The organism is Streptomyces sp. NPDC014676, assembly GCF_043084105.1.
In the GTDB taxonomy this organism is placed as follows: Bacteria; Actinomycetota; Actinomycetes; order Streptomycetales; family Streptomycetaceae; genus Streptomyces.
Genome location: NZ_JBIBZI010000003.1, coordinates 479,817 through 505,715, shown reverse-complemented (window position 1 = coordinate 505,715; position 25,899 = coordinate 479,817). Strand labels below are relative to the sequence as shown.

Genomic DNA, 25,899 nt, shown 5'->3' with positions numbered 1-25,899 from the left:
CGTCCCTAGACTCGTGAGGAGGGTGGATCGGTCAATCAGCCGAAAGTGGCGGTGTGTTGATATGGCGAATGCGGAACCGATCGGTCTGGCGGAGGCCATCGGCACGGTGCGCGCGGAGCTGGCGCGGGCCCAGGCGGAGGGCGCGGAGAGCGACTGGCGGTTCCACGTGGAGCAGGTCAGCCTGGAGTTCTCGGTCCAGTTCCACCGGGCCGGCGAGGGCGGCGCGGGCCTGCGCCTGGGCGTCGTCGAGGCCCGCCTGGGCGGCGCGGTGAGCCACGACTCCACCCACCGCATCGAGGTGGCCCTCAAACCCCTGCCCCGCCCCGACGGCCGCCACCACGAGGTGGGGCGCGGGGACTTCCCCGGTCACTGAGACGCGCCGGCTCCGGCCGGCCGGCCGGCGAGGTCCCGGAGGGACGACAGGAGCCGTCCCGGTTCGCGGGAGAGGTCCAGGCTGTGCCGGTACAGCCGCACCCCCCGTCCGTCCGGCCCCGCCGCCGTCCCGCGCACCTCGTGGAAGCGCTCGGGCCGGCGCCCGGCCGCGTACACCAGGTGCGCCTCGCGCAGACCGAGCACGGTGGCGTACGCGAGCGCCTGGTACAGGTCGGCGTTGAGGAGTCCGCCGGCCTTCTCGACCTTGTACTCGGCGTCGACGACGGCGAGCGGGCACGCGGCCGTGGAGTACGGCGTTGGCGGCGAGCTCCGCGACGACGAGTTCGGCACGCTCGGTCAGGTCCTGCGAGGCGCCCCGGGAGAGCAGCTCGGTCACCGCGAGGAGCCGGGCGAGACGGGCGCCGCGCCGTGTGGACGACAGCAGCTGGGTGAAGGTGCCGACGGGGGCGCCCACGTGGGGTGTTGCGTGGTTCATGGCGTCAGAGTGGCGGCCGGACGCGGGCGGGGCGAGTGCCGCGCCCCGTACGGAGAGCAGGCGTACGGACGGGGGAGGAGGGCGGTACGCCGGATCCCCGCCACGCCGTATGAGGAACGCGGGAAGGCGGCAGGGGGTTCCCGAAGTCCCGGGACGCGCCCGCGGCCGGGGCGGTCGAGCGGTCCGACGGTCGGTGAGAAGCCTTCGCGGCACTGTGGCGCGCCGACCGCCCCGTCCGCGGCCCACTCGTGGCACCCCGTCCGGAGCGTGCACCCCGGCGTGGCGGACGGTATCGGCCGGTGCGACGGGATCCGATGGGAGGGGCGGGTCCCGGGGCCGTCCGGGACGGCGGCGGCATGCGGAATCCGTGCGTAAAATCCACGCGACCACATCGGGGGAGTCAGACATGGAAACGATCATCGTCCAGTTGCCGGGCTTCGCGCGGTCGGCCGAAAACGGGCTCGACAGGCCCGAGTTGCTGCACCTGGGGCCGGGGGACGTCGTCGACTTCGGTCGTGGTCTGCCCGGTGGCGGGGGAGTGGCCATCCCCCTGACCGATCCCGGCGTCTCACGCCGGGCGGGGCGACTGGAGGCGGCCGGGGACTACTGGCGGCTGTCCAACTTCAGCCGGAGCGTCTCCTACGTGGTGGAGAACCTGGAGGGCGCCGGCGAGTACATCACCGTGGCCCCGGGGCGCCTCGGTGCGCCCGTGCCGTTCGAGTTCTCCCGGGTGGTGCTGCCCGCGCTGTCGGGGACCGCGGCCTTCAAGGTGTTCGCCCCGCAACACGCCTACCTCGGCCACGAGGTCGCCGACGGCGTCGGGGAACAGACCGTCCACCCCTTCGCCCTGGACCCCACGTCCAAGTACTTCCTCGTCCTGGTCGCCCTGTGCGAACAACGGCTGCGTGACGCCTCGGACACCGCCCTGCCCGGCGTCGGGGACATCGTGGAGCGACTGCGTCCGCTGGAGTCCTGCCGCGGTCTGACGCGCTCGGCGGTCAACTACCACATCGACTACCTGGCCTCCGCCAAGCTGCGCCTGGACCTCGGCGACGAGATCCCGGCCGACGGCGCCCGCACCGGGGCCAAGCGTGCCCGACTGGCCTCCGTGGCGCTCCGCTTCGGCCTGGTCCGCGAGGAACACCTCGCCCTGTTGCCGCCCCGCGGCGTCGGGCGCCCCGCCCCGCGGGAGGCCCGCGCATGACGACGTCCGACGCCCGGGAACCCCTGGGAACACCGCGCCCGCCCCGCCTCCCGGAGGGCTTCCGCATCGACGGCTGGGAGATCGGGGCGGTCATCGGCTCCGGTGGCTGGGGCACCGTGTACGAGGCACGTGCGGTCGCCGACGGCGCCCCGGCGGCGGTGAAGGTGCTGCCGACCGGCGCCCTGGCACCCGGCCAGAGCGCCGCGCTGGGCGAAATCGTCGAGCGGGAGGTGCGGTTCAGTTCCGAGGCCGACCATCCCCACCTGGTCCGCACCCGTGCCGTGTACACCGTCGACGCCCCGGACCTGCCCGCCCTGGACGGAGCCGTCGCGCTGGTCATGGACCGGGCCGAGGCCAGCCTGAGGGACGTCCTGGACGCCGCCGGGACCGGTCGCCCGATCGCCGACGCGGACCGTGTCCTGCGCGGGGTCGCCGCCGGGCTCGCCCACATGCACGGCGCCGGCTGGGTGCACGGCGACCTCAAGCCCGCCAACGTCCTGCTGGGCGCGGACGGGCAGGTGTGGCTCGCGGACTTCGGGCTGGCCGCGGAACTCGACGGCAGCCACGCCCACCTGCCGCCGCTCGGCACCCTCGACCACCTGCCGCCCGAGTGGTGGTCCCAGCGCACCGGCACCCGCGGCTCCGTCGTCCGGCCGACCGCCGACGTCTGGGCCTTCGGCGTCCTCGCCCACCAGGTGCTCACCGGCGGCCTGCACCCGTTCCCCGGCGCCGACGCACGGGCCCGCTCGCTGGCCGCCCAGGCCTACGCGCGCGGCACCGCGCCACTGCGTCTGGACGCCGGCCTCGGCGAGGGCTGGCGCCGGCTCGTCGCCGACTGCCTGGCCCCGGACCACGCCTCCCGCCTCCCGCACACGGCGGAAGCCCTCGCGGCGCGGGTCGAGCGGCTGGCGGGCGGGACGCGCCGCAGGCGCGGACGCCTGGTCCCGGCCGTCGCCGCCGCGCTGGCGGGCCTGGCCGTCGCGGCGGTCACCGGGACGGTCGTGCTCGGCGGCGACGAATCCGAGGACGACGACGGCCGCGGCGCCCCCGCCGTCGTCACCGGCGCGCACCGCGCGGCGCCCGGTGAGATCCCCGCGGACTCCGACGTGCCCGAGGCGCTGCGCGCGGTCATCACCAAGGCCGCCCACCGCTGCACCGACGAGGAGATCACGCCCGCCCTGCTCGCCGCCATGCTCAAGGCGGAGAGCGGCTTCGACGAGGACGCCGCCCGCCCGGCCACCGACGAGTACGGCATCGCCATGTGGACGCCGTCGGTGTTCCGGGCCTGGGCGGTGGACGGGGACGGCGACGGGGACAAGGACCACATGTCGCCGCCGGACGCGATCGCCACCATGAGCGGGTACGTGTGCTGGCTCGACCAGCGGTTCAAGGAGGCGGGGATGCCGAAGGAGGACCTGCCCGCCCTGGTCGCGGCCGGCTACCGCACGAGCGACCGTGCCGTCATCGAACAGGGCGGCGTGCCCGAGCAGGTCCGGCCGCACGTCGACGAGGTGCTGCGTCACCTCGCCGCGTACGGCGGGTGAACCGGCCCCCGTACCGGCTCACCCGCCGTCGTTCTCATCGGGCCCCTCGCCGCCGGCCGTCCCCGTCTCGGTTCGGACCGGCGGCAGGGGCGGCTACGGCCGCCGTGCGGGGTCTTCTCAGGTCGGGCGCCACTCGGAGAGCGTGACCGAGTTGATGGGGTCGAGGTTGAAGTACAGGCCTTCCTGGGAGTTGATGCTGTCGTGGCAGTCCGTGCCGACGCTCTTGCACAGGTAGGCGACCGCGTAGTCGGACTGGTTGTTGAGCACCCAGTGGTAGCCGAACTGGTTGTAGATGCGGTGCGGCCCGTACGCCCAGAACACGTGGCTGGGGCTGACGGCGGGGTTCTGGTTCTGCGGGTAGATGCACACCGCGCCGTACGGGCAGTTGGCCCAGGAGTCGGCGGCATGGGCCTGGGTCGTACCGCCCGCCGTCATGGCGGCGGTCGCGAGAGCCAGCGCGGCGGCCCCGCGGAGGAGTTTGCGCACGGTCATGCCTTTCGAGAGTCGCCCTGTCGTTGCGGCAGCCCGGTGGCTGCGCCGACACAGTAGGAGGGCGAGCGGCGGGAGCGGTCCTGACGGATGTCAGGGGCGGGTGGTACCGGGGTCCGCCTCGCCGCACCCGCGGAGACCGGCTCGTCCTGGCCTCTCCGGCAGCGGGCCGCGCCGGGAAGGGGATTCCCGAGGCGCCGGGGGCAGGGCCGTGAACCGAACGGGCCGCACCCGGAGTCGGGGTGCGGCCCGGGGCCCCGGCGAAGTCGTGGTGACGTCCGTTCCGGACGGATGGGCACAAAGGTGCCGGTCACGGAGGTGTTCAGGTGCGCGGCAGTATGCCCGGGAGCGTCGAGGCGAAGGAGACCCGCAGGGCGTCACGCGGCTCCATGTGGAGCACGCCGAGGGCGGGCTCCTCCGCGTAGGCGGCGAGGAGGCTGGGCGGCGGCGGGACGTAGGACGACAGGGCCTCGCCTGGTTCAAGTCCAGCTACAGCGGAACCCAGGGCGACGACTGCGTGGAGGTCGCGATCGCCGAACAGACCGTCCACGTACGGGACTCCAAGGACGTGACCCGCCCGGCCTTCGCCGTCGGCCGCGAAGGCCGGGGGCGGTTCGTACGGTTCGCGTCGGAGCGCTGAGCGACTTGAGGGCGTGCCGTCCACTGGAGCAGCGGACGGCACGCCTCGTGCGGTTACAAGGGGAAGCTTCATCCGTCACATGACCCGCCGTCCCGGCCGGCGGTGTGAACCGCTCCGGGTTCGGTGACCCGTGTCACACTCGGCTGCTGTCAGCAATCGGGGCGCCATCTCGTTCAAGGGGCACGCGAACGAGACAGGCAGGAGCATCGCCATGAAGCACCGCATCGTCGTCCTCGGTGCCGGATACGCCGGGGCCTTCGCCGCCGGGAACCTGGCCCGCCGGCTCTCTCCCGCGGACACCGAGATCACCGTCGTCAACGCCGTGCCCGACTTCGTCGAGCGGATGCGGCTCCACCAGCTCGCGAGCGGCCAGGACATCAGGTCGCGCAGGCTCGCCGACGTGTTCGCCAGCACCGGGGTGCGGCTGCGCGTGGCGCGCGTCACCGGCGTCGACCCCGGCCGCGGGACCGTCGCCGTGACCGGCGAGGACGGCGACGGCGAACTCGCCTACGACACGCTCCTCTACACGCTCGGCAGCTCCGTCGCCCACCACGGCGTCCCCGGCGCGGCCGAGTACGCCTTCGACGTGACCGGCGTGTCCTCGGCGCTGCGGCTGCGCGAGCGCCTGGCCGGTCTGGGCGAGGGCGGCACCGTGCTGGTCGTCGGCGAGGGGCTGACCGGCATCGAGACCGCCGCCGAGCTGGCCGAGGCCCGCCCCGACCTCTCGGTCGCGCTCGCCGCCCGCGGCGAGCCGGGCGCCTGGCTCTCCCCGAAGGCCCGCCGTCACCTGCGCCAGGCCTTCGACCGGCTCGGCGTCACCGTCCACGCGCACACCGCCGTCGAAGCCGTCGAGCCGACGCGCGCGATCGCCGCCGACGGCACGTCCGTCCCGGCCGACGTGACCGTGTGGTCGGCCGGGTTCGCCGTGCACCCCCTCGCCGCCGCCGGCGGCCTGGAGGTCGCCGGAACCGGCCAGATCGTCGTCGACCGCACCATGCGCTCGGTCTCGCACCCGGACGTCTACGCCGCCGGCGACTGCGCCTACGCGATCGGCGGGAACGGCCGGCCGCTGCCGATGTCCTGCGCCTCGGCCGGCCTGACCAACATGCAGGCGACCGCCGCGATCGTCGCACGCCTGACGGGCGGCGAGGTCCCGACCACCGCGCTGAAGTACCACGGCAACCACATCAGCCTCGGACGGCGGGACGCGATCATCCAGATGGTGGACGGGGACGTCCGGCCGAAGTCCTGGTACCTGGGCGGCCGGACCGCCGCGCGGTTCAAGTCGGGCGTGCTCAAGGGGGCCGGGTGGGGCATCGGCCACCCGACCTTCGGCATGCCGAAGCGCAAGCGCCGCCTGACCACCGTGCCCGGCCCGGCCGGTGCACCCGACCGGGCCGGCGCGAGGGCCGCCTAGGCTGCCGCACATGGACAGCGCAGCCGTCGAACGCTTCGAGGCCGGCCGGGGCCGGCTGGCCTCGCTGGCGTACCGCCTGCTCGGCTCGGCCGCCGACGCCGAGGACGTGGTGCAGGACGCGTTCCTGCGCTGGCAGGCCGCGGACCGCGAACGGATCGAGGTGCCGGAGGCGTGGCTGACCAAGGTCGTCACCCGCCTCTGCCTCGACCGGCTCCGCTCGGCGCAGGCGCGCCACGAGCGCGCGGCCGGCGCCTGGCTGCCCGAGCCGCTCCTCGAGGGTGACCCGATGCTCGGCCCCGCCGACACCTTCGAGCAGCGCGAGTCGGTGTCCCTGGCCGTACTGACCCTCATGGAGCGCCTCTCACCGGTCGAGCGGGCCGTCTACGTCCTGCGCGAGGCCTTCTCGTACAGCCACGCCGAGATCGCCCGGATCCTCGACGTCACCGAGTCCGCGAGCCAGCAGCACGCCCACCGGGCCCGGATCCGGGTCGCCGCCGAGCGCCGCCGGGGCAGTGAGGAGGTGGACCCCGCGTCCGCGCGCCGGGTCGTCGAGGAGTTCCTCGCCGCCGCCACGTCGGGACGCACCGAACGGCTGGTCGAACTGCTCACCGACGACGTGACGGCGGTCTCGGACGGTGCCGGACGGGCCAAGCGGCTGCTGCGGTTCACGACGCGCGAGCGCGTCGCCTCCTTCGTGCGGGCGGGGTTCAGGCCCACGCCGGCGAAGCGGCGGCTGGCCGGCGGCTCGCCCGTGTTCCACATCGCGCCGGTCAACGGCTCACCGGCCCTCCTCGCCGTGGTCGGCGACCGGGTCGTGGGCGCCGTCGCCTTCGAAGTCGGCGACGGCAAGGTCGCGTTCCTGCGTGGCATCGCCGCCCCGTACCGGCTCGCGCGCCTCGACCGGGCCTGGCGGCGGCACGAACCCGACGCCCCGGTCGTCACCGCATGGTGACCGGCACCAACGGGATCCGGTGACGCGTCCGGACCGCCGCGGGCACGGCCACGGGGCCGCGTCCGGAGTGGGGTGCGGCCCGGGGCGGCTACGTCGCCGTGGTCCTGGACACGGCGCTGACGATGTTCGACGCCATGGCGTCGAGGTTCTCCCGGAAGAAGCCGGTCCTGTTGGAGAACCCCTCCTCCGAGAACCCTCCGCTCGTCAGGAACATCGGGGCGATGGCCGTGAGCGCCGCATGGACGACGTGCGGTTCGCGGGAGGTCGGGATGAACTCCCGGGGGCCCTGTGGTCACCCTTGAGCCTGTCGCACAGCCGGCCGGCCTCTTCGCGGTCCGCACCGAACCGCACGGCCAGGCCTCGTCCGTGGAGGTGCCGCCGGGGTGTGGACAACTCGGCCCCGCTGCTCACCCGGAGCCCGCCGGGAGCCCGGGCTGCATAGAACGTTCGTGGATCGAACGTAGATCGGGGTCCATGAGGATGCCCGTGACGTCTGGATCACAGACCGCCACGGCAAGAAGAGAGGCATCCTCATGCGTGACAGCAGAACCAGCCTGTGGGCCGCGGGTTCGGCCCTGACCGCCGCGATGGCGCTCGTCGGCGCCCTCGCCTCGGGCGCCAGCGCCGGGCAGCAGCACGACGGCAACGGGGAGAAGGCCGTCCCGATCTCACAGGTCGTCGGCGCCGACGACCTGCGGAAGATGAACGAGCAGCGCCCCCTCGTCGCCGCCGCGAGCATCCTGGCCAAGGCCCAGGAGCAGGGCGACTACGAGGGCTACACGGGCATCGGCCTCCAGGAGGACCACGTCACCCTGTGGTGGAAGGGCGATCTGCCCGAGTCCGTACAGCGGGCCGCGGAGCGGGCCCGCAGGACCGCCCCCGTGCACATCGTCGCCGCGGAGCACTCGCTGGCCGAACTCAAGGACGCCTCCGAGGACTTACAGGCCCAACTGGAGAAGGACCCCTCACTCGGCCACAGCGTCAAGATCCCCACGGACGGCAGCGGACTGGTACTGGCCCGGGACACCACCCGCACGGCGCGCACCGCCTCCGCCGCGCAGGCCCGGCGCACGGTCGACCGGATCGCCGGCGTGCCCGTGAAGGCGGTCAGCGAGGAGCCCCTGCGGGAACGCTCCCGTGTGAACGACGGTGCGCCGTGGTCGGGCGGGGCACAGATCAACTTCAACGGCGGTGCGTGCACGGCCGGGTTCGGTGTGCGTGACGCGAGCGCGACCTACCTGCTCACCGCCGAGCACTGCGGCCGCAGCGGCAACCGGTTCACCAACCCGCAGGGCGCCTACATCGGTACCTCCACCAAGTCCAGCGACCCCCACGACGTGATGCTCATCCCCACGAACTCCGACAACTTCATGTACACCGGGGGACCCGACAGCGACGCGGGCGTACGGGTCGACGGCTGGGACCACGTCTTCCCGGGCGAGTACCTGTGCCAGTCCGGAATCACCAGCGCCCGGGCCACGGGCGGCCCGGTCTGCAACATCAAGGTCCTCTTCTTCTACAACGACTCCGAGGACCTGGTGGAGGCGGAGCAGATGAACGGCCAGACGGTGGCCCGCAGCGGTGACAGCGGCGGCCCGGTCTACACCGCCTCGGCCTCCGGCGGCGCGATAGCCAAGGGCACGCTGACCCGTAGCGCGGGGTCGCGTCTGGGCTTCCAGGACTTCTACACGGCCACACGGGACTTCGGCATCTGGATCAACAAGTAGAACCGTGGATCCATCCTCGCGGCCCGTGCCGTGAAACGCCCGGGCACCGCCGCCCGGCACGGACGCCCGTCCGTGCCGGGCGGCGTGCGCCTTCCGCCGTCACAGGCGCCGCCCGACGTGGATCGTGGCGTACGCGTAGGACTCGCCCTCCCGCGGTGCGCGGTTCCAGGATCGTGTGGTCAGGTGCGGCAGGATGCCCTCGGCCAGGGCGTGCCGGGGCAGGGAGAGGCCGAACTCGTCCTGGACGGCGGTCAGCAGGTGCCGCTCGCGGTCCGTCTCGTCGACGGCGTACAGGACCCGTTCGGGGTCGAGGGCCGGGGGCACCGGGCCCGTGCGTTCGACGTCCGTGCCGCGCAGCGTGTACGCGTACAGCTCCTCGCCCCGCTCGGCGACCGAGAGATGGAACACCGCCGGGACGCCGTCGCGACCGCGGCGTATCCACAGCACCACCGCGCGTCCGCCGCGTGAGGCGGCGGCGGCCGGGGAGACGAAGAAGTTCCCGGGCTCCGACGGCCGCGGGGCCGTGTCGAAGCCGAACGCCCACCCGGAGCCCGCCCGGCCCACCGCCACCACGGCCCGGTCCTCCCACGGCGCCGAGTCGTCCCGCTGCCTGATGTCGTAGGGGAACCACCCGGCGGGACGGCTGGACGGAGCGGTCAGGCCCGCGTCCTCGTCCTCCCCGACCAGGCCGGGCAGCGCCTCCGGCTCCGCGCCCTCCACCCACAGGCACCGGTAGGAGCCGTACGGGGCGTTCCACCGCAGGGGCTCCGCCAGCCAGCACAGTCCCGGCGGATCCAGGTCCGGCGCCGGATCGGACGCCGGACCGTCCCGGCCGGCCCGGGGCGTGGCCAGCAGTTCCAGGCCGCGTTCCCGCGTCACCACCGGACCCAGCACGGGGTCCCCCAGCAGACCGACCGGTGCCAGCAGGTCCGGCCCCGGCGGCGACCACGACGGCAGCGCGGCACGGATCAGCCGCCACGCCGTGTCCGTGTCCCCCCACCTCGCCGACTCCCACGCCTCGGCCACCGCCTGACCGAAGGCGCCGTCCGGCGTGTAGCGGTAGGAGCCGTCGCGTATCCGGGCGAGGATCGCGTCCGCGGCCTCCGTGACACCGTCGTCGGTCGCGGTGCCCCGCAGGAACCGGCGGGGGGAGACGCCGGGGCGTTCGTCCCGCAGGTGCGCGGCGGCCATCACGGGCACCAGTTCGTCCGTGCAGCGCGGATCGGCGACGAGTGCACCGAAGCCGTAGTACCCGCCGCCGTGTGACAGCGCCGTCAACTGCTGCAGCATGGCCCGGGCGCGGGGCCGCCCGTAGCGCTCCGCCTCGGCGAGCAGTTCCCGGGCGGTCTCCCACCTCCCGCTCAGGGCCTCCTCCCGCGCCCGCTCGACCTCGGCGTCCAAGGCGCGGGTGGTGTCGTTCACGAAGCCGGGATCGCGCGCCCGGTCGGAGTGGAAGCTCTGGTACATCCGCTGCATGTAGGCCTGGAACGACGGGTACCGGTCCGGGAACTCGCCGCTCCACCCCTTGTAGACGTACAGGGCCCACTCGCCGTCCTCGTCGGTGTCGCCCGGGTCCAGCAGGGCGTAGGACATGTCGGAGTCGGTCTCCAGCCGCAGTGCCCGCCGCCACATCCCGGCCAGCAGCACCTCCTGCTCGGTCGAGCGCTCGGTCAGCCCCTGCTCGTAGGCCGGGGTCATGTCGAACGGATCCCCGAACCAGCCGATCTCGTGGGCCGCGCCCAGCCGGTATATGGATCCCCCGTCGAGCCGCCAGCCGTTGCTGGCCCCGAGGAACCGCCGGTAGGACGGGGGGAGTCGGGTGCCCAGGCGTTCCTCGGCGGCGGCTGTCTCCGCCTCGGTCGCGGGCGGGGCGGAGAGCGCCAGGTCGGCGAGGGTCGTGCCGCCCTCCGCCAGGTCCACCGCGTCGTCCTCGCCCGGGACCCATTCCTCCTGCCAACGCCGGAGGAACCGCTGCCAGTCGAAGTGGTGCTCGCTCTTCTCGGTCACGGGCCGAGTGTGGCAGCCGCCACCGACAACGACGCGGGAACTCAGGTCCCGGTGGCCGTGGCCCGGTCGCCGGACGGCCGGCGCCGGGAGCACCGCCCGCATGCGCGTACGGACGTCGACGGCTGCCCGGCTCGGCCGGTCAGACCGCGGAGGTCATCTCTGTCGTCTCGGACTGCTCGGCGTCCCTCCGCCGAAACCGGTTCCGTGGCTCCACCACCGGGATCCGCCGACGTCCTCGCGGAGCCGCTCGGCGGATCCCGGACGGGAGCGTCGGGGCCTCACTCGTTGTGCAGCACCTGCGCGATCGTCAGCCGCGCCGCACGTCGCGCCGGGACGAACGCACCCAGGACGGCGATGGCCAGGCCGGCCAGTGCCAGGCCGATCAGGGCCGGTGCCCGCCAGACGTCCATCATGTACGCGGGGAGAGCGATGTCCACGGCGTCGGCCATCCGGGGGACGACCACGTGGTGGCCCACCATCCCCAACGGGATGCCGGCCAGTGAACCGGCCGCGCCGAGCACCGCCATCGACGTCACCGTCATGGTCGTCACCTGTTGTGGCGTCATGCCCATGGACTTGAGTACGCCCAGATCACGGCGGCGGTCGTGGGTGTTGAGAACGGCCGTGTTGAAGACGCCGAGCGCGGCGACCACGGCGAGCATCAGGGTGAGGGCCGAGGCGGAGCCGACGATGGTCCGGGTGACGCTGTTCGGGCCGACCGGCACCGGGTCGACGCCCGGGTCGGCGGCCCGGGCGGCGCGCGCGTACGCGGCCCGGTCCGCGCCGTCACGGAGCTTCACGTGATAAGCGATCGGCTCCTCCCGCGGGGCGAACCGCGTCAGCGTCGCCCAGTCGGTGACGACCGTCTCGGCGTTGTTGTTCATGAGCGCGCCGACGACGGTGAACGCCTGCCGCCGGCCGTCCTTCTCCAGCCGGACGCGGTCACCGACCTCCAGATCGTGCCGGCTCAGGAAGGCCGACGTGGCCACGACCTCGCCGGTGTGGCGTACCCAGCGGCCGTCGGTGAGGACGTCGTCCAGCCGGGGCCGGTCACCGCGGCGGCCCTCCAGCCACACCCGCTGGGCGGTGCCGGCGAGGCGCGCGTCGGCGTCCGCCCGCGCCGTGACCTCGTGGGCGCCGGGCAAGGATCCGAGCAGGGCGTGGAGTGCGCGGTCGTCGTGGTGGGGGAGGATCTCCTTGCCGTCCTGGTACTTGGTCGCGTACACGGTGATGTCGTACGCGTCCCGGCCCGCGTCGCCGAACCGGGTCATCGTGGTGGCCAGCCCGGTCGCGAAGGTCACGGTGGTCACGCCCAGGACCACGGCGGCCAACGTGAGCGCGCTGCGGCCCGGCCGGGCGAACGGCAGCCCGACGCCCAGGCTCACCGATCGCGGCAGCCGGCTGCCGGCCAGGCGCCGTTGCACGCCGAGCGCGCGCCCGGCGCGCGGGGCGCCGCCCATACTGATCGCGCGTACCGCGGAGAGCCGGTGGGCGCGCAGCCCCGGAGCGAGTGCGGCCAGGACACAGACGAGCGGCATGCCGAGCAGGGCGAGCAGGTTCACCCAGGGGGCGATGCCGACCTCGCCGTGGAACACCCCCGACGAGGGCCCCGTGAACACGGCGTCGAAGAACGGGCGCGCCACCGTGTTGCCGAGCGCGGTGCCCAGCGCGCAGCCGAGGACCGCGGGGATGCCGATCATCGTGAGGTGGACGGCGAGCACCTGCCCCGGCGTGAAACCCAGGGACTTGAGGACGCCGATGTGCCGGAATCCCGAGATGACGGCGCCGCTGACCACGTTGGCGACGATGAGCACCGCCACCACGATGCCGAGGGCGCCGAACGCCATCAGATAGGGGGTGTACGCCCGCGCCGAACTGCCTATCTGCTCCTTGAGGGTGAGGTACGACTGCGAACCGGTCAGGGCGTCCTCGGGCAACCCGTCGGTCACGGCGGCCAGCCGCTCCCGCAGCCGGTCGGCCGACGAGGCGTCCTCGAAGCGGAGGAGCAGCTGCGTGGCCGTCGGGCGCAGGGCCGTGATCTGGCCGGGCGCGACCCAGGCGTTCGCCGTGCCGCTGAGGTCGAAGGCGAACCCGACGATGGTGAGGTCGGGCCCGGACCGGAGCTCGATCCGCCTGCCCAGGTCGTCGGCGCTCCAGTCCGACTGCCGGTTGACGACGACCTCACCCGGCCGGGTCGCCCAGCGTCCGGCCCAGAGGTCCACCCGCCCCACCGGGCCGCCGGGACCGGGACGGCCCACCACGGTGATCGTGGAGCCCAGACCGTAGTCCCCGGAGCCGGCCTCCAGTTCGGCCGTCGCCTGGTGGAGCGCTACGCCTCGCAGTCCGCCCGCACACCCACCGTGCACGTCGACCTCTCGGCCCTGACCCCCCGCGAGACGGAGGTCCTGTCCCTGCTGGGCCGCGGTCTGTCCAACACGGAACTCGCCGCCGAACTGACCCTGAGCGAGGCCACGGTGAAGTCCCACGTGGCGCGGATCTTCGCCAAGCTGTCGCTCCGTGACCGGGCCCAGGCCGTCGTACTCGCCTACGAGACGGGACTGGTCAGGCCCGGCGAATGAGGCGGGGCAGGCGGGCCAGGCCCGAGACGGGCGGCCCGGTCGTCGCACCGGCGGGACGTCGACCGCCGGCGAACCGTCCGGCCGTGGTCGCGGGAGCGCGCATCGTGGAGATGGAGAGCGCCCCCATGGTCGACGCGGTGCGCGGACTGGTGGCCGGCATGTCCGTCGTCTTCTGGTGCTTCGCCACCTGGCTCGTCCCCGTCCTGATCGCCGTCGGCGTCTGGCGCCACCGCGTCCACCGGGTGCCCCTCGCCTACGAGCCCACCTGGTGGAGCATCGTCTTCCCCCTCGGCATGTACGCCGTCGCCGGCATGTACCTCGGCCGTGCCGACGACCTCCCCATCGTGGAATGGATCGGCCGGGCCTGGCTCTGGGTCGCCCTCACCGCCTGGACCCTGGTCCTCCTCGCCATGCTCCACACGCTGATCACCACCCGCTCGCGCGAGCCGCGACGGACTCGGTCCGCCTGACCGGCCCCGGACCCGGGCGGTGCGTCAGGCGATGTGCGCCAGGAACGGGCTCGCCGCTCCGCTCCACGTCACACTCAGCGCCTCCCGCGCCCGCGTGCAGGCGACGAAGAGGAGACAGCGTTCCCGGAGCAGGTCGGCCTCGTGCTGGAGGGCGTCCGCCTCAAGCGGGGTGATCTCCCGGGCGAACGGCACCGTGCCCTCGCCGACGCCCAGCACGGACACGGCCCGGAACTCCAGGCCCTTCATCGCGTGCATCGTCGCGAGCCGCACCCCCTCGGCGTGCCGCGCGGTCTGCCCCTTGACCCGGAGCACGGGTATCCCGGCGGCCTTCAGCTTGTCCTCCGCGCTGTCCAGGGAGAGGTTGAAGCGCGCGCACACGCCGATCTCGTGCGGGGCCAGGCCCTCGTCCAGCAGTTCCCGCACCCGGTCCACCAGGGCCTCGGTCTCCTCCTGCCGGGTGGCGTAACCCCGGGCCTGGGGCCGGCCCCCGTGCAGCAGTGAGCGGTATCCGGCGAGCGAGTCCGTGCCCTCGCCGTCGAGCGCGTCGACCGTGACGGGCGCCAGGAGCCGCGCCGACCAGGCGAGGATCTCCTCGGTCGAGCGGTAGTTGACCCGCAACCGGAAGCTGCGTCCTGCCGTGGCGATGCCCAGGGACCCGAGGGACACCCGCGAGTCGTAGATCCGCTGGTGCGGGTCGCCGGTGAGGAACAGGTCGTCGGGACCCGGGGCCACGGCGGCGCGCAGCACACGCCACTGCGCGGGGTGCAGATCCTGCGCCTCGTCGACCACCACATGGGCGTACGGGGCCGACCCGTCGGCGAGCAGACCGGCGGCGCGTGCGCAGACCGCCAGGTGCGTGGTCTCACCGCGGTCCCGCAGCAGCCGCTCGAACCGCTCCACCCCGCCCCACACCTCCCGGCGGCGTGCGGGCCCGAGCCCGGTGCCGCGTCCCCGGCGGCTCGCGGCGAGGTAGGCGTCGAGGTCGCGGAGGTCCTGGGCGAGGACGACGTGCCGGTACTCCTGCGCCAGGAACCGGGCGGGGAACGGCAGATCCAGTTGCTTGACGACCTTCTCCCAGAGCTGCCGCTGCTCCCGGTCCCCGACCGGCCTGGGCGCGGTCGCGGACGCGGCCCGCACCACACCGTTGGCGTAGGCGTCCACCGTGGTCACGTCGACCCGGGCGAGCAGCGTCTCGTCCTCGTCGAGGAGCAGGCCGAGCATGTCGCGCAGCCCGGCGGCGAGTGCGTTGGTGTACGTGGTGAGCAGGACGCGGCTGTCGTCGGAGCGGCCCAGCAGATGCTTGACGCGGTGCAGGGCCGCCACCGTCTTGCCCGTCCCGGGGCCGCCGGTGACCTGGACGGGGCCCCCGTACGAGGTGCGGTGGGCGACGCGTCGCTGGGAGGGGTGGAGGAAGATCCGCCAGGCGGCGAACGGCTTCTCCAGCGCCTCCTCCAGCTCCCGCGGGCCGGTGACCAGGCGGATGCGCGCGGGGGTGTTGGCGATCACCGTGGCCAGGTCCTCGACCGGCTCGGCGGGCGCGTCGGCGGGCCGGCGGACGGCCACGACGTCCCGGTACACCTCTTCCGGGCCGAAGCCCTCGGCGAGGTACTGGAGGACCTCCAGCTGGTCCTCCGGCAGGAGCGTGGAGAACGCCTCCAGCTGGGCCTTGTCCGCCAGGGAGCGGGCGGCGCGCAGCACCTGGTCGTCGATGCCGAGTTCGCGCAGCGCGCCGTCGGAGACGTGCTCGAAGAGCAGCCGGGGGGCGGAGCGGGCCGCGTTCTCGTACAGCGGCGTCAGCTCGTCCAGGGCGACGGCGTCGCGCACCTCCAGGGCCCGGGTCGCCGAGTTGGCGCTGTAGAGGCGTTTCGCGGCCCAGGTGTAGGCGTCGTCGTGCGGCAGCACGTTGACGAGCAGGAAGACGTCGCTGCCGTCGTCGGGCGCCAGGACGACACCGCGCCAGAAGTCCGTGACGCGGATGGTGCGCATGCGCTTGTCACGGGCGTTCTCGACGGACTCCAGATGCAGTCCCTTGTCGGCGTTGAGTTCGGCGGCGCTCATGGCCTGGAACTTCGCCATGGCCTTGCGCACTCCGGCCCGGACGGGCTTTTCCAGGGCGTCGTAGCCGTCCCAGAAACTCTGGGCGAAGGCGAGCCGGGGCATACGGTGTGTTCCTTTCCGTCGGGCTTCCGTCGGGCTTCCGTCGGGTTGATGGGCGTGGGTCACGCGGGGGTGCGGGCGCGGGTCAGGCGTACGGCGATGTCGCGCAGCGCCGACATCAGCTGCCCCGGCTCACGGGACAGGTCGACGCTGTGCTGGTGCAGCAGCACGCCGCGCCCGTCCGCGCCGGCCGCCGTCCCGCGCACCTCGTGGAAGCGCGTGGGCAGCCGCCCCGCCGCGTACACCAGGTGCGCCTCGCGCAGGCCGAGCACCGTGGCGTACGCCAGCGCCTGGTACAGGTCGGCGTTGAGGTGGCCGTCGCCCTTGTCCACCTTGTACTTGGCGTCGACGACGGCGACCGGCGTCCGGCCGTCACGGGTGCGCACCACGAGGTCGGGACGGATCCGTACGAGGCCGGCGGTGTCGAGGTGGTGCGTGTCCTGGAGCCGGGCGGTCAGGCCGTGGTCCTTCAGCGCCTCGCTCAGGGCGACGGTGACGAAGTCCTCGAACAGTTGGTTCATGTCGATCAGGAAGCCGTCCACGGCGAGCGGATCGGCGCCCGGCGGCGTGTGCTCCGGCGAGGAGCCGCGCAGGACGGCCTCGCAGAGCCGCAGGGCCGGCTGGTAGCGGGAGTTGAGCCGGGAGGGCTGCCAGCGCGGCAGTTCCTGCCCCCGGACCAGGGGCAGCGCGTCGGCGAGCCGGACCCGCTGGTGGGCCAGGCGCCGCCGCACGGGGCCGGGAACGCCGGGCAGGCGCAGCAGCCGCTCGACGGCGGCCCGCAGGATGCGGTTCTCGGCGGTGTCCGCGGTGTAGGCGTCGTACGCGATCTCCACGGGCGGCGTACGGCCGAAATGCCGTCTGATCTGCTCGGCCTCGAGGATGCGCCCGCGCACCACCAGCGAGGACTCCTCCACCTCCCGATAGCCCTGGAGGACCCCTTGCCGCAGCGCCGCGTCGATCCGCCGCTCCACGGCGTGGGCGAGCGCGGGCACCACGTCGTCGTACGCGCCGGTGTCGACGGTGCCCTCCCGGTCGTCGCGCCAGGCCCGTTCCGGGGCGAGACTGAACCCGAGCAGGAAGAAGATCCGGCTCACCGGGGTCTTGGGCATGATCCGCACGATCGGCCCGCCGGGCGTGCGCAGCGCGCCGACCCGGCTCCCCGCCCGCAGCAGCCAGTGCCCGTCATGGGCCGGGTCCGGCGTGGCGCTCCGGAGGATGCCGGAGGCGGCGAGGGCCCGGCCGGCCGCGGCGCCGAGCGGCACGGAGACGGCGGGCCCGTACTCGCGCAGCACCACGTCCGGCACGGGCTCGGTCATGCCGGCCGCTCGCGCAGCGCGTCGAGGCCGTAGCGGGCGGCGACGTCGATGCCCTCGCCGTAGTGGTGCTCCTCCAGCAGCGGCAGGATCTTCGTGCGCCAGGTCCGTTCGAGGCCGCCGTCGCGGTACACGCCCGGCTTCATCAGGTACGAGGGGCCGATCGCGAAGTCGGCGTCGTCGACGCGGGAGTTGAGGGCGTCGAGGAGGCGGGCCGGCTCCGCGTCGCGCCCTTCGCGGGCGAGCCAGCGGGTGAGCAGGCCGGCGGTCGGCTCGGTGCGCGGGGACAGCTCCACGAACGCGAAACGGCGCCGCATCGCCGCGTCGACCAGCGCGATGGAGCGGTCGGCGGTGTTCATCGTGCCGATCACGAAGAGGTTGGGCGGCAGCGGGAAGTCGTCCCCGGAGTAGGTGAGCCGCACGGACCGGTCCCGGTACTCCAGCAGGAAGTACAGCTCCCCGAAGACCTTGGCCAGGTTGGCGCGGTTGATCTCGTCGATGATCAGGAAGTGCGGGACGTGCCGGTTGCCGTCGCGGGAGGCGAGGTCGGCGAGCTCCCGCAGCGGGCCGGCGGTGAGCCGGAACGCCACCTCCCGCGTCTCGGGGTCCTCCACCGGCCGGAACCCCTCGAAGAAGTCCTCGTAGGCGTACGACGGGTGGAACTGCACGATCTTGACCTGCTCCGGGCCGCCGCCGAAGTGCTCGGCGAGCTTCATGGCGAGGTACGTCTTGCCGGTGCCCGGCGGGCCGTAGAACACCAGCTGCTTCTCGTCGAGCAGCAGCTCGCGCAGCTCCTCCAGCCACGCCCGGTCGTGGACGAGGAGCTCCTCGGCGAGCGCCTCGCTGATTCCGGGCAGCGTCAGCTCCTTCGGCGCCGCGCGCTCCAGGGTGTCCTCAGCCTCGGCCCCGCCCGTGCCGTCCGCCTCGCCGGCGAGTCCGTCGAGGGCGTCCAGGACGCCGGTCAGATCGACCACGTCGTGCTGTACGGACAGCTTCTGCCGCAGCTCTCCGGGCAGTTCGTCGTACGGGTGACCGTCGGCCCGCCAGGTGACCGGCCGGCGCAGGTTGGACAGCCCGCCCGGCGACGTGGTCTGCACGGCGTCCCCGGTGATCCGGCCGAGGTACAGCCGGTCGTCGTCGTAGGTGGCCACGGTGTCGCCGACCCGCATCTGCGTCAGGAACGCGTGCAACTCGTCGACGAGGCCCTGTTTCTGGTGGTACGAGGCCGCGCCCTCGTAGCCGTCCTCGACGAAGCGGCGCAGAGCGCTCTTCGTCGGGTCGGACTCCTCCAGCGGCGGCAGGTGCGCGCCGGACAGCGACACGAACCCTTCCGCCAGCCACAGCTGCCGCACCAGGTTGTGCCCCGAGACGTTCGCCCCGCGCACCAGCCACGCCTTGTGCGGGGGACGCCAGCCGGTGGGCAGGTAGTCGGAGAGCGGATGCCCCTCGTCGGTGCGCCAGGACTCCGGACCGGAGGCGTCGTAGCCGTACACCAGCGCGGCGGCGGCGGACGAGGAGTTGCACTCGATGTCCCGGGTCACCACCCAGCGCGCGGGCGCGCCCTCGGGTCGGCCGGGGACGGGCGGGGCGTCCCCGAGGGCACCCTCCGCGCGGAGTTCCGCCCGGGACCGGCGGGCGTGGCGGCCGAGGCCCGGCCACTCCTCGGCGGTCACGAGGGACCCCTCCCGCAGCAGGAACTTGTTCGTCCCGTTGCCGCCGAACTCGGAGAGCAGATGCCCGCGCGCCTCGCCGCCCTTGGGGAGTCGGATGAGGAACTCGGGTGTGCCGGGGAGGAGTTCGGGCCGAGTCATGGGTGACCTTTCCGGACGGGCGGCTTCATCGCGAGTTTCAGCTTACCTGTTGACATTGTCAAAGGTCTAGAAGTACAAGTAAACGCATGCACAGAATCTGTTGAGAGTGTAACTACTCCGGTCGTAAAGTGTGGACAACTCCGGCGGGGGCCGGAGTGGGGGGCGAGGGGGGAGCGGGTGGCCGAGGTTGAGCGGCGCACGATCGAGGCGGAGTTGCCGTCCGTCATCGCAAGACTGAGAAGCTGCGCCTCCCGTGCGGGGGTGGTCAGTCAGCGGGCCTTCGCGGCCGAGGCGGACCGGCTCGGCCTGCGGACCGAAGAACAACGGGGAGGACTCAGCAAAGGGCTCGCCGAGTTCGGCATCCATGTGAAGCCCCCGCGGAGGGCCGTGGCCCCGGCGGGTGAGACGTCCCCCGTGAGGACCGCCGCCCCGTCGCCCGCGGCTCAACGACTGGCCCAGGCCAGGCGCATGCTGGCCCGCTACGCCGACACCGACGGCACGGTCGGCAAGCTCGCCCACGACGGCGTCGTACGGCTCCACGGCCTCAGCCCCGCCGAGGCACGTGAACTGACGACGGATTTCCCGATCACGCGTCCCCGCCCTCCCCGCGCCTCCAGCAGGACGCTCGCCGCCGACGGGACGGGCCGACCCGCGCGTCCTGGGACCGCGTCACCGTCCTCTCCGAAACCACCGGTCGGCAAGAAGCGCGGCGCCCGCTCCGTCGCCCCGGCCAATGACGACGATGTGCGGGACGCCGTCCGGATGGCCCGGGCCGTCCTGGAGGACGACCGGTGGCGCCGGAACCCGGACAAGGCGATCCTCACGGCGGACGAGGAAGTCGGTCTCGCCATGCTGATGCGGGACGGCGTCGGCGACCTCGAACGCGATGTGCCCAAGGAGGAGATCGCAGCGCTGTCCCGCACCGGGGAGCGGTGGCGTGCCTACGAATGCCTCGTCCTGCACAACCAGCGGCTCGTCTGGAAGATCGCGCAGGGGTTCCAGGGACACGGCCTGGACATCGAGGACCTCGTACAGCACGGAACGCTCGGACTCATGCGCGCGGTCCGCAAGTTCGACGTCACCAAGGGCTTCAAGCTGTCGACCTACGCGACCTGGTGGATCAAGCAGTCCATCACCCGGGCCATCGCCGACGAGGGCACCACGATCCGGCTGCCCGCGCACATGCACGAAAGGGTGAGCAAGGTCGCCGTGGCCGAGCGCAAGCTCATGAACGAAGGCCGTCCGAGGACGGTCGACGCCGTGGCCTACGCGACCGGCCTCACCTTCGCCCAGGTCGAGGAGGTGCGCCGGATCAGCCGCCCCACCGACTCCCTGGACCGCATCATCGGGGACGACACCGCGCTCGGCGATCTGGTCATCGGGCCGTGCCGACTGCCCGAACCCCCGGTCGTCGTCATCCGCAAGGAGCATCAGGCACGGCTGCGGCATGTCCTGGAGCACCTTCCCGAGCGCGAGCGGCACATCGTCATCCGGCGCACCGGACTCGACGGTGACGAGCCGGACACGCTCGAGGACATCGGCGTCGTCTTCGGCGTCACCCGCGAACGCATCCGCCAGCTCGAACGGAAGGCCAAGGCCAAGCTGCTCGGCCAGCTGATCCGCCACCGGATGGTCGCGCCCCAGCAGTGAACCTGCCGCATCCCGCCTGATCCGAAGGAACCCGCACATGGACCCGCGCCAGGAGCTGGTCGACTATCTCACCCGTCAGCTCGTCGGTCCCGCCGGCGGGGACGACGAGGTGCTCGACGCCCCGCCCGACCGGCAGTACCTGATGGGCACGCTCTACCCGCAGCAGACCGACCTCCGACGCCGGCTGGACAAGGCCGCCGACGACCCGGAGGCACCCGGCGCCGAGCAGGACGCCCCCGACGTGAGCCCGGCCGCCGACCCCGTCCCGGACGCCAACAGCTGGCTCCCCGCGTCACTCGGGCTCAGCTTCTACACGGACGCCGCGGACGTCGAGGTGCGCTGTGCCGCCGCCCGCTACGAGACGCAGCGGAACGAGACCGGCAGGGGCCGGCGCTGGCAGCGCGTCCCCCTCACGCCGGAAAGACTCACCTTCGGTCCCGAGCGGCACGAGGAGTCCGTCTTCGGCGGCCGCGCGAAGATCCAGGTGACGCGCCGCTCCTACGGGGCGGGCACCCTCATCACCGTGGCGCTCGTCAACGAGAAGCGCCACGGCGGCGCCGAGGACAAGACGCCCGACTGGGACGACATGCTGTTCCAGTGCCGGCTCAGTGTCCGGCCCGTCGACGGCGCCGTGCTGCCCTACCCGAGCGTCCGGCTCGCGAGCCGTGACCCCGAGGAACGCGAACTGCGCCTCCAGTACCGGCACGTCGTCACCCACGCCGTCGGCCACGGCTGCGCCGTCCGCGAGGAGCACGGCGAGGACGGCGGCGTCGCCCTGCTGGCCTGCGAATCCCTGCCCCGCGCCGAGGTGCCGGCCGTACGGGCGGGCGGCCCGCTCGACGCACCCGTCCTCACCCTCGCCCACCTGGCCGACCCGGCCGTCGGCAGGGACCAACTCCGTGAGGAACTGGCCGAGTTCGCGGCCTCCTACCACGCCTGGTACGTGGGCCAGCGATCCGTCGAGGTGCCACCCTGGGGCCGTGAGGCCGCGGACCGCATCCTCGACCGGGTCCGGCAGGCCGTCGTCCGGATCGAGGCGGGCGTGCGGACGCTGTGCGACCCCGACCGCCCGGAACTCCTCGACGCCTTCCGTATCGCCCAGCGCGCCATGCTGCTCCAGATGCGGCACTCCGCCCCCGACCAGGCCGGGCAGAGACGGCAGCGCTCCGACACCGTGGCCCTCGACCCGCCCGTCGACCCCGAGGCCGCCTGGCGCCCGTTCCAGCTCGCCTTCTTCCTCCTCGCCCTCGACGGCGTCGCGGACCCCGGGCACCCCGACCGCGGGACCACCGACCTGATCTGGTTCCCCACCGGCGGTGGCAAGACCGAGGCGTATCTGCTGCTGGCCGTCTTCACCATCGCCCTGCGCCGGATCCGCGGCGAGGGCGGCGGTACCACCGTGCTCAGCCGCTACACCCTCAGCCTGCTCACCACCCAGCAGTTCCAGCGCGCCGCCACCACCGTCTGCGCCCTGGAACTGCTCCGCCGCACCGAACCCGGACTCGGTCTCGGCGGCGAGCCGATCACCATCGGCCTGTGGGTCGGTGACTCCACCACCCCCAACACGTTCGCGAAGGCCCAGACCGTCTTCGACGAGCAGCGCGCGGCCAGCCACCCCGAGGACGTCTTCATCCTCGACCGCTGCCCCTGGTGCGGCACCCGCATCCTGCCGCCCACCTGGTCCGGCGTCCGCGCCGACTATGGAGTGCGGGCCGAGGCCGACGCGTTCGCCTTCCGCTGCACCCGTGACGCGTGCGCCTTCCACGACGTGCTGCCCGTCGCCGTCGTCGACCAGCACCTCTACCAAAACCCGCCCACGTTCGTCCTGGGCACCGTCGACAAGTTCGCCCAGCTCGCCTGGCAGGCCGACTCCGGCCGTCTCTTCGGCGCGGGCACCGGCAACCCGCCCCCGTCCCTGATCATCCAGGACGAGTTGCACCTGCTCACCGGCCCGCTCGGCACCACGGTCGGCCTCTACGAGGCAGCCATCCTGGAACTGTGCACCGATCGGGACGGCCGCCCGCCCAAGATCGTCGCCGCGACGGCCACCATCCGGCGCTCCGCCGAACAGGTCCGCGCCCTGCACCACCAGGGCGTCCAGCTCTTCCCGCCGTCCGGACTCGACGCCCGGGACAGCTTCTTCGCCGTCCCGGACACCGGCCGACCGGGCCGTCTCTACCTCGGGGTCATGGCGCAGGGCCACACCGCGGGCCGTGGCGCCGTCGCGACGACGGCGGCCATGCTCCAGGGCGTCCACCAGCTCCCCGAAGAGCACCGCGACGACTACTGGACCCTCGTCGCCTACCACCACAGCCTGCGTGAACTGGGCCGCACGGTCACCGCCGCCGGCGACGACATCCCCGCCCAGCTGCGCGGTCTCGACGAAGGCGCGGGCGTCCGCGCACTGGGCAGCGACCACGTGCAGCAACTCGACAGCAGCGTGCCGCGCGCCGACCAGCCCATCCTCCTCGACCGGCTCGAGAAGCCCTGGACGGACCCGCGCTCGGTGTCGTTCCTGCCGTGCACCAACATGCTGTCCGTCGGCGTCGACGTGAAGCGGCTCGCCTGCATGCTCATGCAGGGCCAGCCGAAGACCACCGCCGAGTACATCCAGGCCACGAGCCGTGTGGGCCGCCACCACGTACCCGGACTCGTCGTCACGTACTTCAACGCCACGCGCCCGCGTGACCGGTCCCATTACGAGACCTTCATGGACTACCACCGGGCGCTCTACCGCTACGTCGAACCCGCCAGCGTCACCCCCTGGTCCATGCCGGCGCGACGCCGCGCCCTGCACGCCGCGCTCGTCATCCTGGTCCGCCACCGGCTGGGCCTGGCCGCCGAGAACCAGGCCGGACGGATCACCGGCCACAAGGACGAGGCGAGCCGGATCGCCGACGCCCTCGCCGAGCGCGCCGCGACCGCCGAGCGCGGCGCCACCGGAGCCGACGCCGACACCGTACGCGCCGCCGTACGAGCGGAACTCGGCTACTTCCTCGACGACTGGTACGGCCAGGCCGACGCGGCCGCCGCCGAGGGCAAGGACCTGTACTACCGCAGTCAGGGCAAGGGCCAGCGCAACCTGCTCAAGGGGTTCGAGCAGCGGTACGGACTGTGGGAGACCCTCAACTCGATGCGCAGCGTCGACCGGGAGTGCCAGATCGCCGTGACGGGAGCAGGAAAGTGAAGCGCAAACTCCGGGTCCGCCAGGCGCAGACCGTGCTGCCGTTCGGTGTGGGAGCGGTACTCGACGTCCAGGGCGAGTCCTTCGTCGCCGCCGGTATCGAGCGGTGGCCGCGGCTGAAGACGCCCGTCCCCTCCGAACGGCTCGCCACCCGCCTCGGGGTCAAGGGCTTCTACGCCGCCCCCCACACCCTCAACGACCGCTACGACGACGCCGACCGCCCCGGCGTCCCCTATGTGCGGTTCCCCGGCTGGCTGTTCTGCGGCTCGTGCCGGGCCATGGTCCGCTTCCTGCGCGAGCACGAGAAGCCGGGGGAGCCGCCGGTGTGCACGTCGTGTGCCGCCGCACCCCGCCTCACCCCGATGCGGTTCGTCCGTATCTGCGCGGACGGGCACCTCGACGACATCGACTGGTGGTACTGGGCCCACTCCAAGCTCACGCCCGACCAGCGCGAGGCCTGCTCGGAGGCGCGGCACGCCTGGAAGGCACGCCGGCTCACCTTCCGCGTCGCCGACCGGGCCTCCGGGCTCGAGGCGCTCTCGGTGCGGTGCGGAGCGATCGGGGCGGGCGGCAGGCCCTGCGGCGCCGAACGCGACCTGCTCGACGTCCTCGGCCCCCAGAGCGGACGCTGCTCCGGCCGCAACCCCTGGCAGCCCGGGGACGCGCGAGTGACCTGCGGCCAGCAGGTCCACCACGTGCAGCGCACCGCGGGCAACGTCTACTACCCCGTCGTCTACTCGGCCCTCGACATCCCGCAGACCGACGAAGCCCCCCGTGCCGAGCGGAGCATGGCGGACGCCGTCCTGGAGCACGGCTACTGGTCGAACCTGCTCGACGCGCTGGGCACGTCCAGGGAGGACGTCTTCCGCGGCATGATCAAGGAGGACACCGACGCCCCGGACGACCTCATCGACCACCTCGTGGCGGAGGCCACGGGCGCCCCCGCACCGGCGCCCGCCGACCGGCAGGAGGCCGGGACGTCGGGGAAGGTCGATCTGAGCCGTGACGAGTGGTACGCCTTCGACGCCGCACAACTCCCGGAACCGTCCGCTGAGTTCTCCGTCCGGCGCGGCGGACTCGGTCTCGACGACGAGAAGGAGGAGCCCTGGGCCAGTCTCGACGCCCACATCGGCGGCATCGTCCTGGCCGACCGCCTGCGCGAGGTACGGGCACTGACCGGCTTCCGCCGCTACTCCCCGAACGGCACCCTCGTGCCCGCGGACACCAGCGGCCGGCTGCGCTGGCTCCCCGCCACCGAGGTGTACGGCGAGGGCATCGTCCTCATGCTCGACGAACAGCGCCTGACCGCCTGGGAGAACGACCCCCGCGTACGGGCCCACGTCCACGGCGTGCGGGCGGACCTCGACGCGTCGTTCCGTGCCGAACAGCTCGCCGAGACGACCGGCAGCGAACTCTCACCCCGCTTCCTGCTCCTGCACACCCTCGCCCACCTCCTGATCCGCCAGCTCTCCTTCGACTCCGGCTACACCACGGCCAGCCTGCGCGAACGCGTCTACGGCCGCCCCGAGTACGGCCAGCACGGGCTGCTCGTCTACACGGCCGCCGGCGACGCGGAGGGCACGCTCGGCGGACTGGTCCGGCAGGGCGAGGCACCGCACTTCGCCGAAACCCTCATCCGCATGCTCGAGGCCGCCGCCTGGTGCTCCGCCGACCCGCTGTGCGCCGAACACACCGGTCAGGGCTTCGGCAACCTCAACCGGGCCGCCTGCCACGCCTGCACCCTGCTGCCCGAGACCAGTTGCGAGACCGGCAACACCCTGCTCGACCGCGCCCTGGTCGTCGGCTCCGCCCGCGTCCCCGGCTACTTCACCGACGTCCTCACGGCGAGCCGCGAGTCCGCCGCCGCCACCGTCCAGGGATGACCCG

The 25,899-nt window shown here is 73.2% G+C and carries 19 protein-coding genes and 1 pseudogene; 12 read left to right on the top strand and 8 right to left on the bottom strand.

Translation table 11 applies throughout. From position 1 onward, the window contains the following. The first annotated feature begins 61 nt into the window (after positions 1-61). Positions 62-373, top strand: coding sequence for a trypco2 family protein (locus tag ACF1DX_RS10940; protein WP_391790871.1), 312 nt, complete (start codon positions 62-64; stop codon positions 371-373). On the opposite strand, the gene ACF1DX_RS10935 is transcribed toward ACF1DX_RS10940, so the two are convergent. After that, positions 367-723 carry a hypothetical protein gene (locus tag ACF1DX_RS10935; protein ID WP_391790870.1) on the bottom strand — a complete coding sequence of 119 codons (357 nt, stop codon included), beginning with the start codon at positions 721-723 and terminating at the stop codon, positions 367-369. The two genes, ACF1DX_RS10940 and ACF1DX_RS10935, sit on opposite strands and share 7 nt — an antisense overlap. 551 nt (positions 724-1,274) lie before the next feature. On the opposite strand from ACF1DX_RS10935, the gene ACF1DX_RS10930 reads away from it, so the two are divergent. Together ACF1DX_RS10930 and ACF1DX_RS10925 are read left to right on the top strand one after the other, a co-directional pair. Then, entirely contained in the window at positions 1,275-2,072 is a 798-nt protein-coding gene (locus tag ACF1DX_RS10930; protein ID WP_391790869.1) for a serine/threonine protein kinase, read from the top strand. Then, positions 2,069-3,616, top strand: coding sequence for a serine/threonine-protein kinase (locus ACF1DX_RS10925; protein WP_391790868.1), 1,548 nt, complete (start codon positions 2,069-2,071; stop codon positions 3,614-3,616). Before ACF1DX_RS10930 ends, ACF1DX_RS10925 begins: the two co-directional genes overlap by 4 nt. Before the next feature lie 117 nt (positions 3,617-3,733). On the opposite strand, the gene ACF1DX_RS10920 is transcribed toward ACF1DX_RS10925, so the two are convergent. Beyond that, the gene (locus tag ACF1DX_RS10920) at positions 3,734-4,108 is read right to left on the bottom strand and encodes a hypothetical protein (protein ID WP_391790867.1); all 375 of its coding nucleotides are present in this window, start codon (positions 4,106-4,108) and stop codon (positions 3,734-3,736) included. Positions 4,109-4,562: 454 nt separating this feature from the next. Here ACF1DX_RS10920 and ACF1DX_RS10915 point away from each other — a divergent pair. From ACF1DX_RS10915 to ACF1DX_RS10905, 3 genes and pseudogenes are all read left to right on the top strand, one after another. Next, positions 4,563-4,745, top strand: a pseudogene (locus ACF1DX_RS10915) (DUF397 domain-containing protein); the annotation flags it as partial. A gap of 211 nt (positions 4,746-4,956) precedes the next feature. After that, positions 4,957-6,162, top strand: coding sequence for an NAD(P)/FAD-dependent oxidoreductase (locus ACF1DX_RS10910; RefSeq protein WP_391790866.1), 1,206 nt, complete (start codon positions 4,957-4,959; stop codon positions 6,160-6,162). Positions 6,163-6,172: 10 nt separating this feature from the next. Continuing rightward, a complete protein-coding gene (locus ACF1DX_RS10905) occupies positions 6,173-7,114 on the top strand; it encodes a sigma-70 family RNA polymerase sigma factor (protein WP_391790865.1) in 942 nt (313 codons plus the stop codon). Between the two features lie 88 nt (positions 7,115-7,202). Here ACF1DX_RS10905 and ACF1DX_RS10900 read toward each other — a convergent pair whose 3' ends face one another. Continuing rightward, positions 7,203-7,328, bottom strand: a complete 126-nt coding sequence (locus tag ACF1DX_RS10900; RefSeq protein ID WP_391790864.1) for a hypothetical protein — start codon at positions 7,326-7,328, stop codon at positions 7,203-7,205. A 319-nt stretch (positions 7,329-7,647) separates the two neighbouring features. Between ACF1DX_RS10900 and ACF1DX_RS10895 the strand changes: the two genes are divergently transcribed. Next, entirely contained in the window at positions 7,648-8,841 is a 1,194-nt protein-coding gene (locus ACF1DX_RS10895) for a trypsin-like serine protease (RefSeq protein ID WP_391790863.1), read from the top strand. A gap of 99 nt (positions 8,842-8,940) precedes the next feature. Here ACF1DX_RS10895 and ACF1DX_RS10890 read toward each other — a convergent pair whose 3' ends face one another. After that, positions 8,941-10,848 (bottom strand): SMI1/KNR4 family protein, encoded by a 1,908-nt coding sequence (locus ACF1DX_RS10890; RefSeq protein WP_391790862.1) that lies wholly within the window; start codon positions 10,846-10,848, stop codon positions 8,941-8,943. Positions 10,849-11,126: 278 nt separating this feature from the next. Continuing rightward, positions 11,127-13,214 carry an ABC transporter permease gene (locus ACF1DX_RS10885; RefSeq protein WP_391790861.1) on the bottom strand — a complete coding sequence of 696 codons (2,088 nt, stop codon included), beginning with the start codon at positions 13,212-13,214 and terminating at the stop codon, positions 11,127-11,129. Here ACF1DX_RS10885 and ACF1DX_RS10880 point away from each other — a divergent pair. Beyond that, positions 13,209-13,427 (top strand): response regulator transcription factor, encoded by a 219-nt coding sequence (locus ACF1DX_RS10880; protein ID WP_391790860.1) that lies wholly within the window; start codon positions 13,209-13,211, stop codon positions 13,425-13,427. The two genes, ACF1DX_RS10885 and ACF1DX_RS10880, sit on opposite strands and share 6 nt — an antisense overlap. Before the next feature lie 83 nt (positions 13,428-13,510). Further along, a complete protein-coding gene (locus tag ACF1DX_RS10875; protein ID WP_391790859.1) occupies positions 13,511-13,897 on the top strand; it encodes a hypothetical protein in 387 nt (128 codons plus the stop codon). 24 nt (positions 13,898-13,921) lie between these two features. Here ACF1DX_RS10875 and ACF1DX_RS10870 read toward each other — a convergent pair whose 3' ends face one another. From ACF1DX_RS10870 to ACF1DX_RS10860, 3 genes are read right to left on the bottom strand one after another with little or no spacing between them, the layout of a single operon-like run. After that, positions 13,922-16,057, bottom strand: coding sequence for a UvrD-helicase domain-containing protein (locus tag ACF1DX_RS10870; RefSeq protein WP_391790858.1), 2,136 nt, complete (start codon positions 16,055-16,057; stop codon positions 13,922-13,924). Between the two features lie 59 nt (positions 16,058-16,116). Beyond that, on the bottom strand, positions 16,117-17,370 hold the full coding sequence (locus ACF1DX_RS10865; protein WP_391790857.1) for an McrC family protein: 1,254 nt from the start codon (positions 17,368-17,370) through the stop codon (positions 16,117-16,119). Continuing rightward, entirely contained in the window at positions 17,367-19,178 is a 1,812-nt protein-coding gene (locus tag ACF1DX_RS10860) for a DUF4357 domain-containing protein (RefSeq protein WP_391790856.1), read from the bottom strand. Before ACF1DX_RS10860 ends, ACF1DX_RS10865 begins: the two co-directional genes overlap by 4 nt. 177 nt (positions 19,179-19,355) lie before the next feature. Between ACF1DX_RS10860 and ACF1DX_RS10855 the strand changes: the two genes are divergently transcribed. The 3 genes from ACF1DX_RS10855 to drmB are packed head-to-tail and all read left to right on the top strand — an operon-like array spanning position 19,356 to position 25,895. Then, complete coding sequence (locus ACF1DX_RS10855; RefSeq protein WP_391790855.1) at positions 19,356-20,828, top strand: RNA polymerase sigma factor RpoD/SigA; 1,473 nt, start codon at positions 19,356-19,358, stop codon at positions 20,826-20,828. A 37-nt stretch (positions 20,829-20,865) separates the two neighbouring features. Further along, a complete protein-coding gene (locus tag ACF1DX_RS10850; RefSeq protein ID WP_391790854.1) occupies positions 20,866-24,015 on the top strand; it encodes a helicase-related protein in 3,150 nt (1,049 codons plus the stop codon). Next, positions 24,012-25,895: a DrmB family protein gene (gene drmB, locus ACF1DX_RS10845; protein ID WP_391790853.1), complete on the top strand. Its 1,884-nt coding sequence runs from the start codon at positions 24,012-24,014 to the stop codon at positions 25,893-25,895. The genes ACF1DX_RS10850 and drmB overlap by 4 nt, the downstream gene beginning before the upstream one ends. The last annotated feature ends 4 nt before the right edge of the window (positions 25,896-25,899 follow it).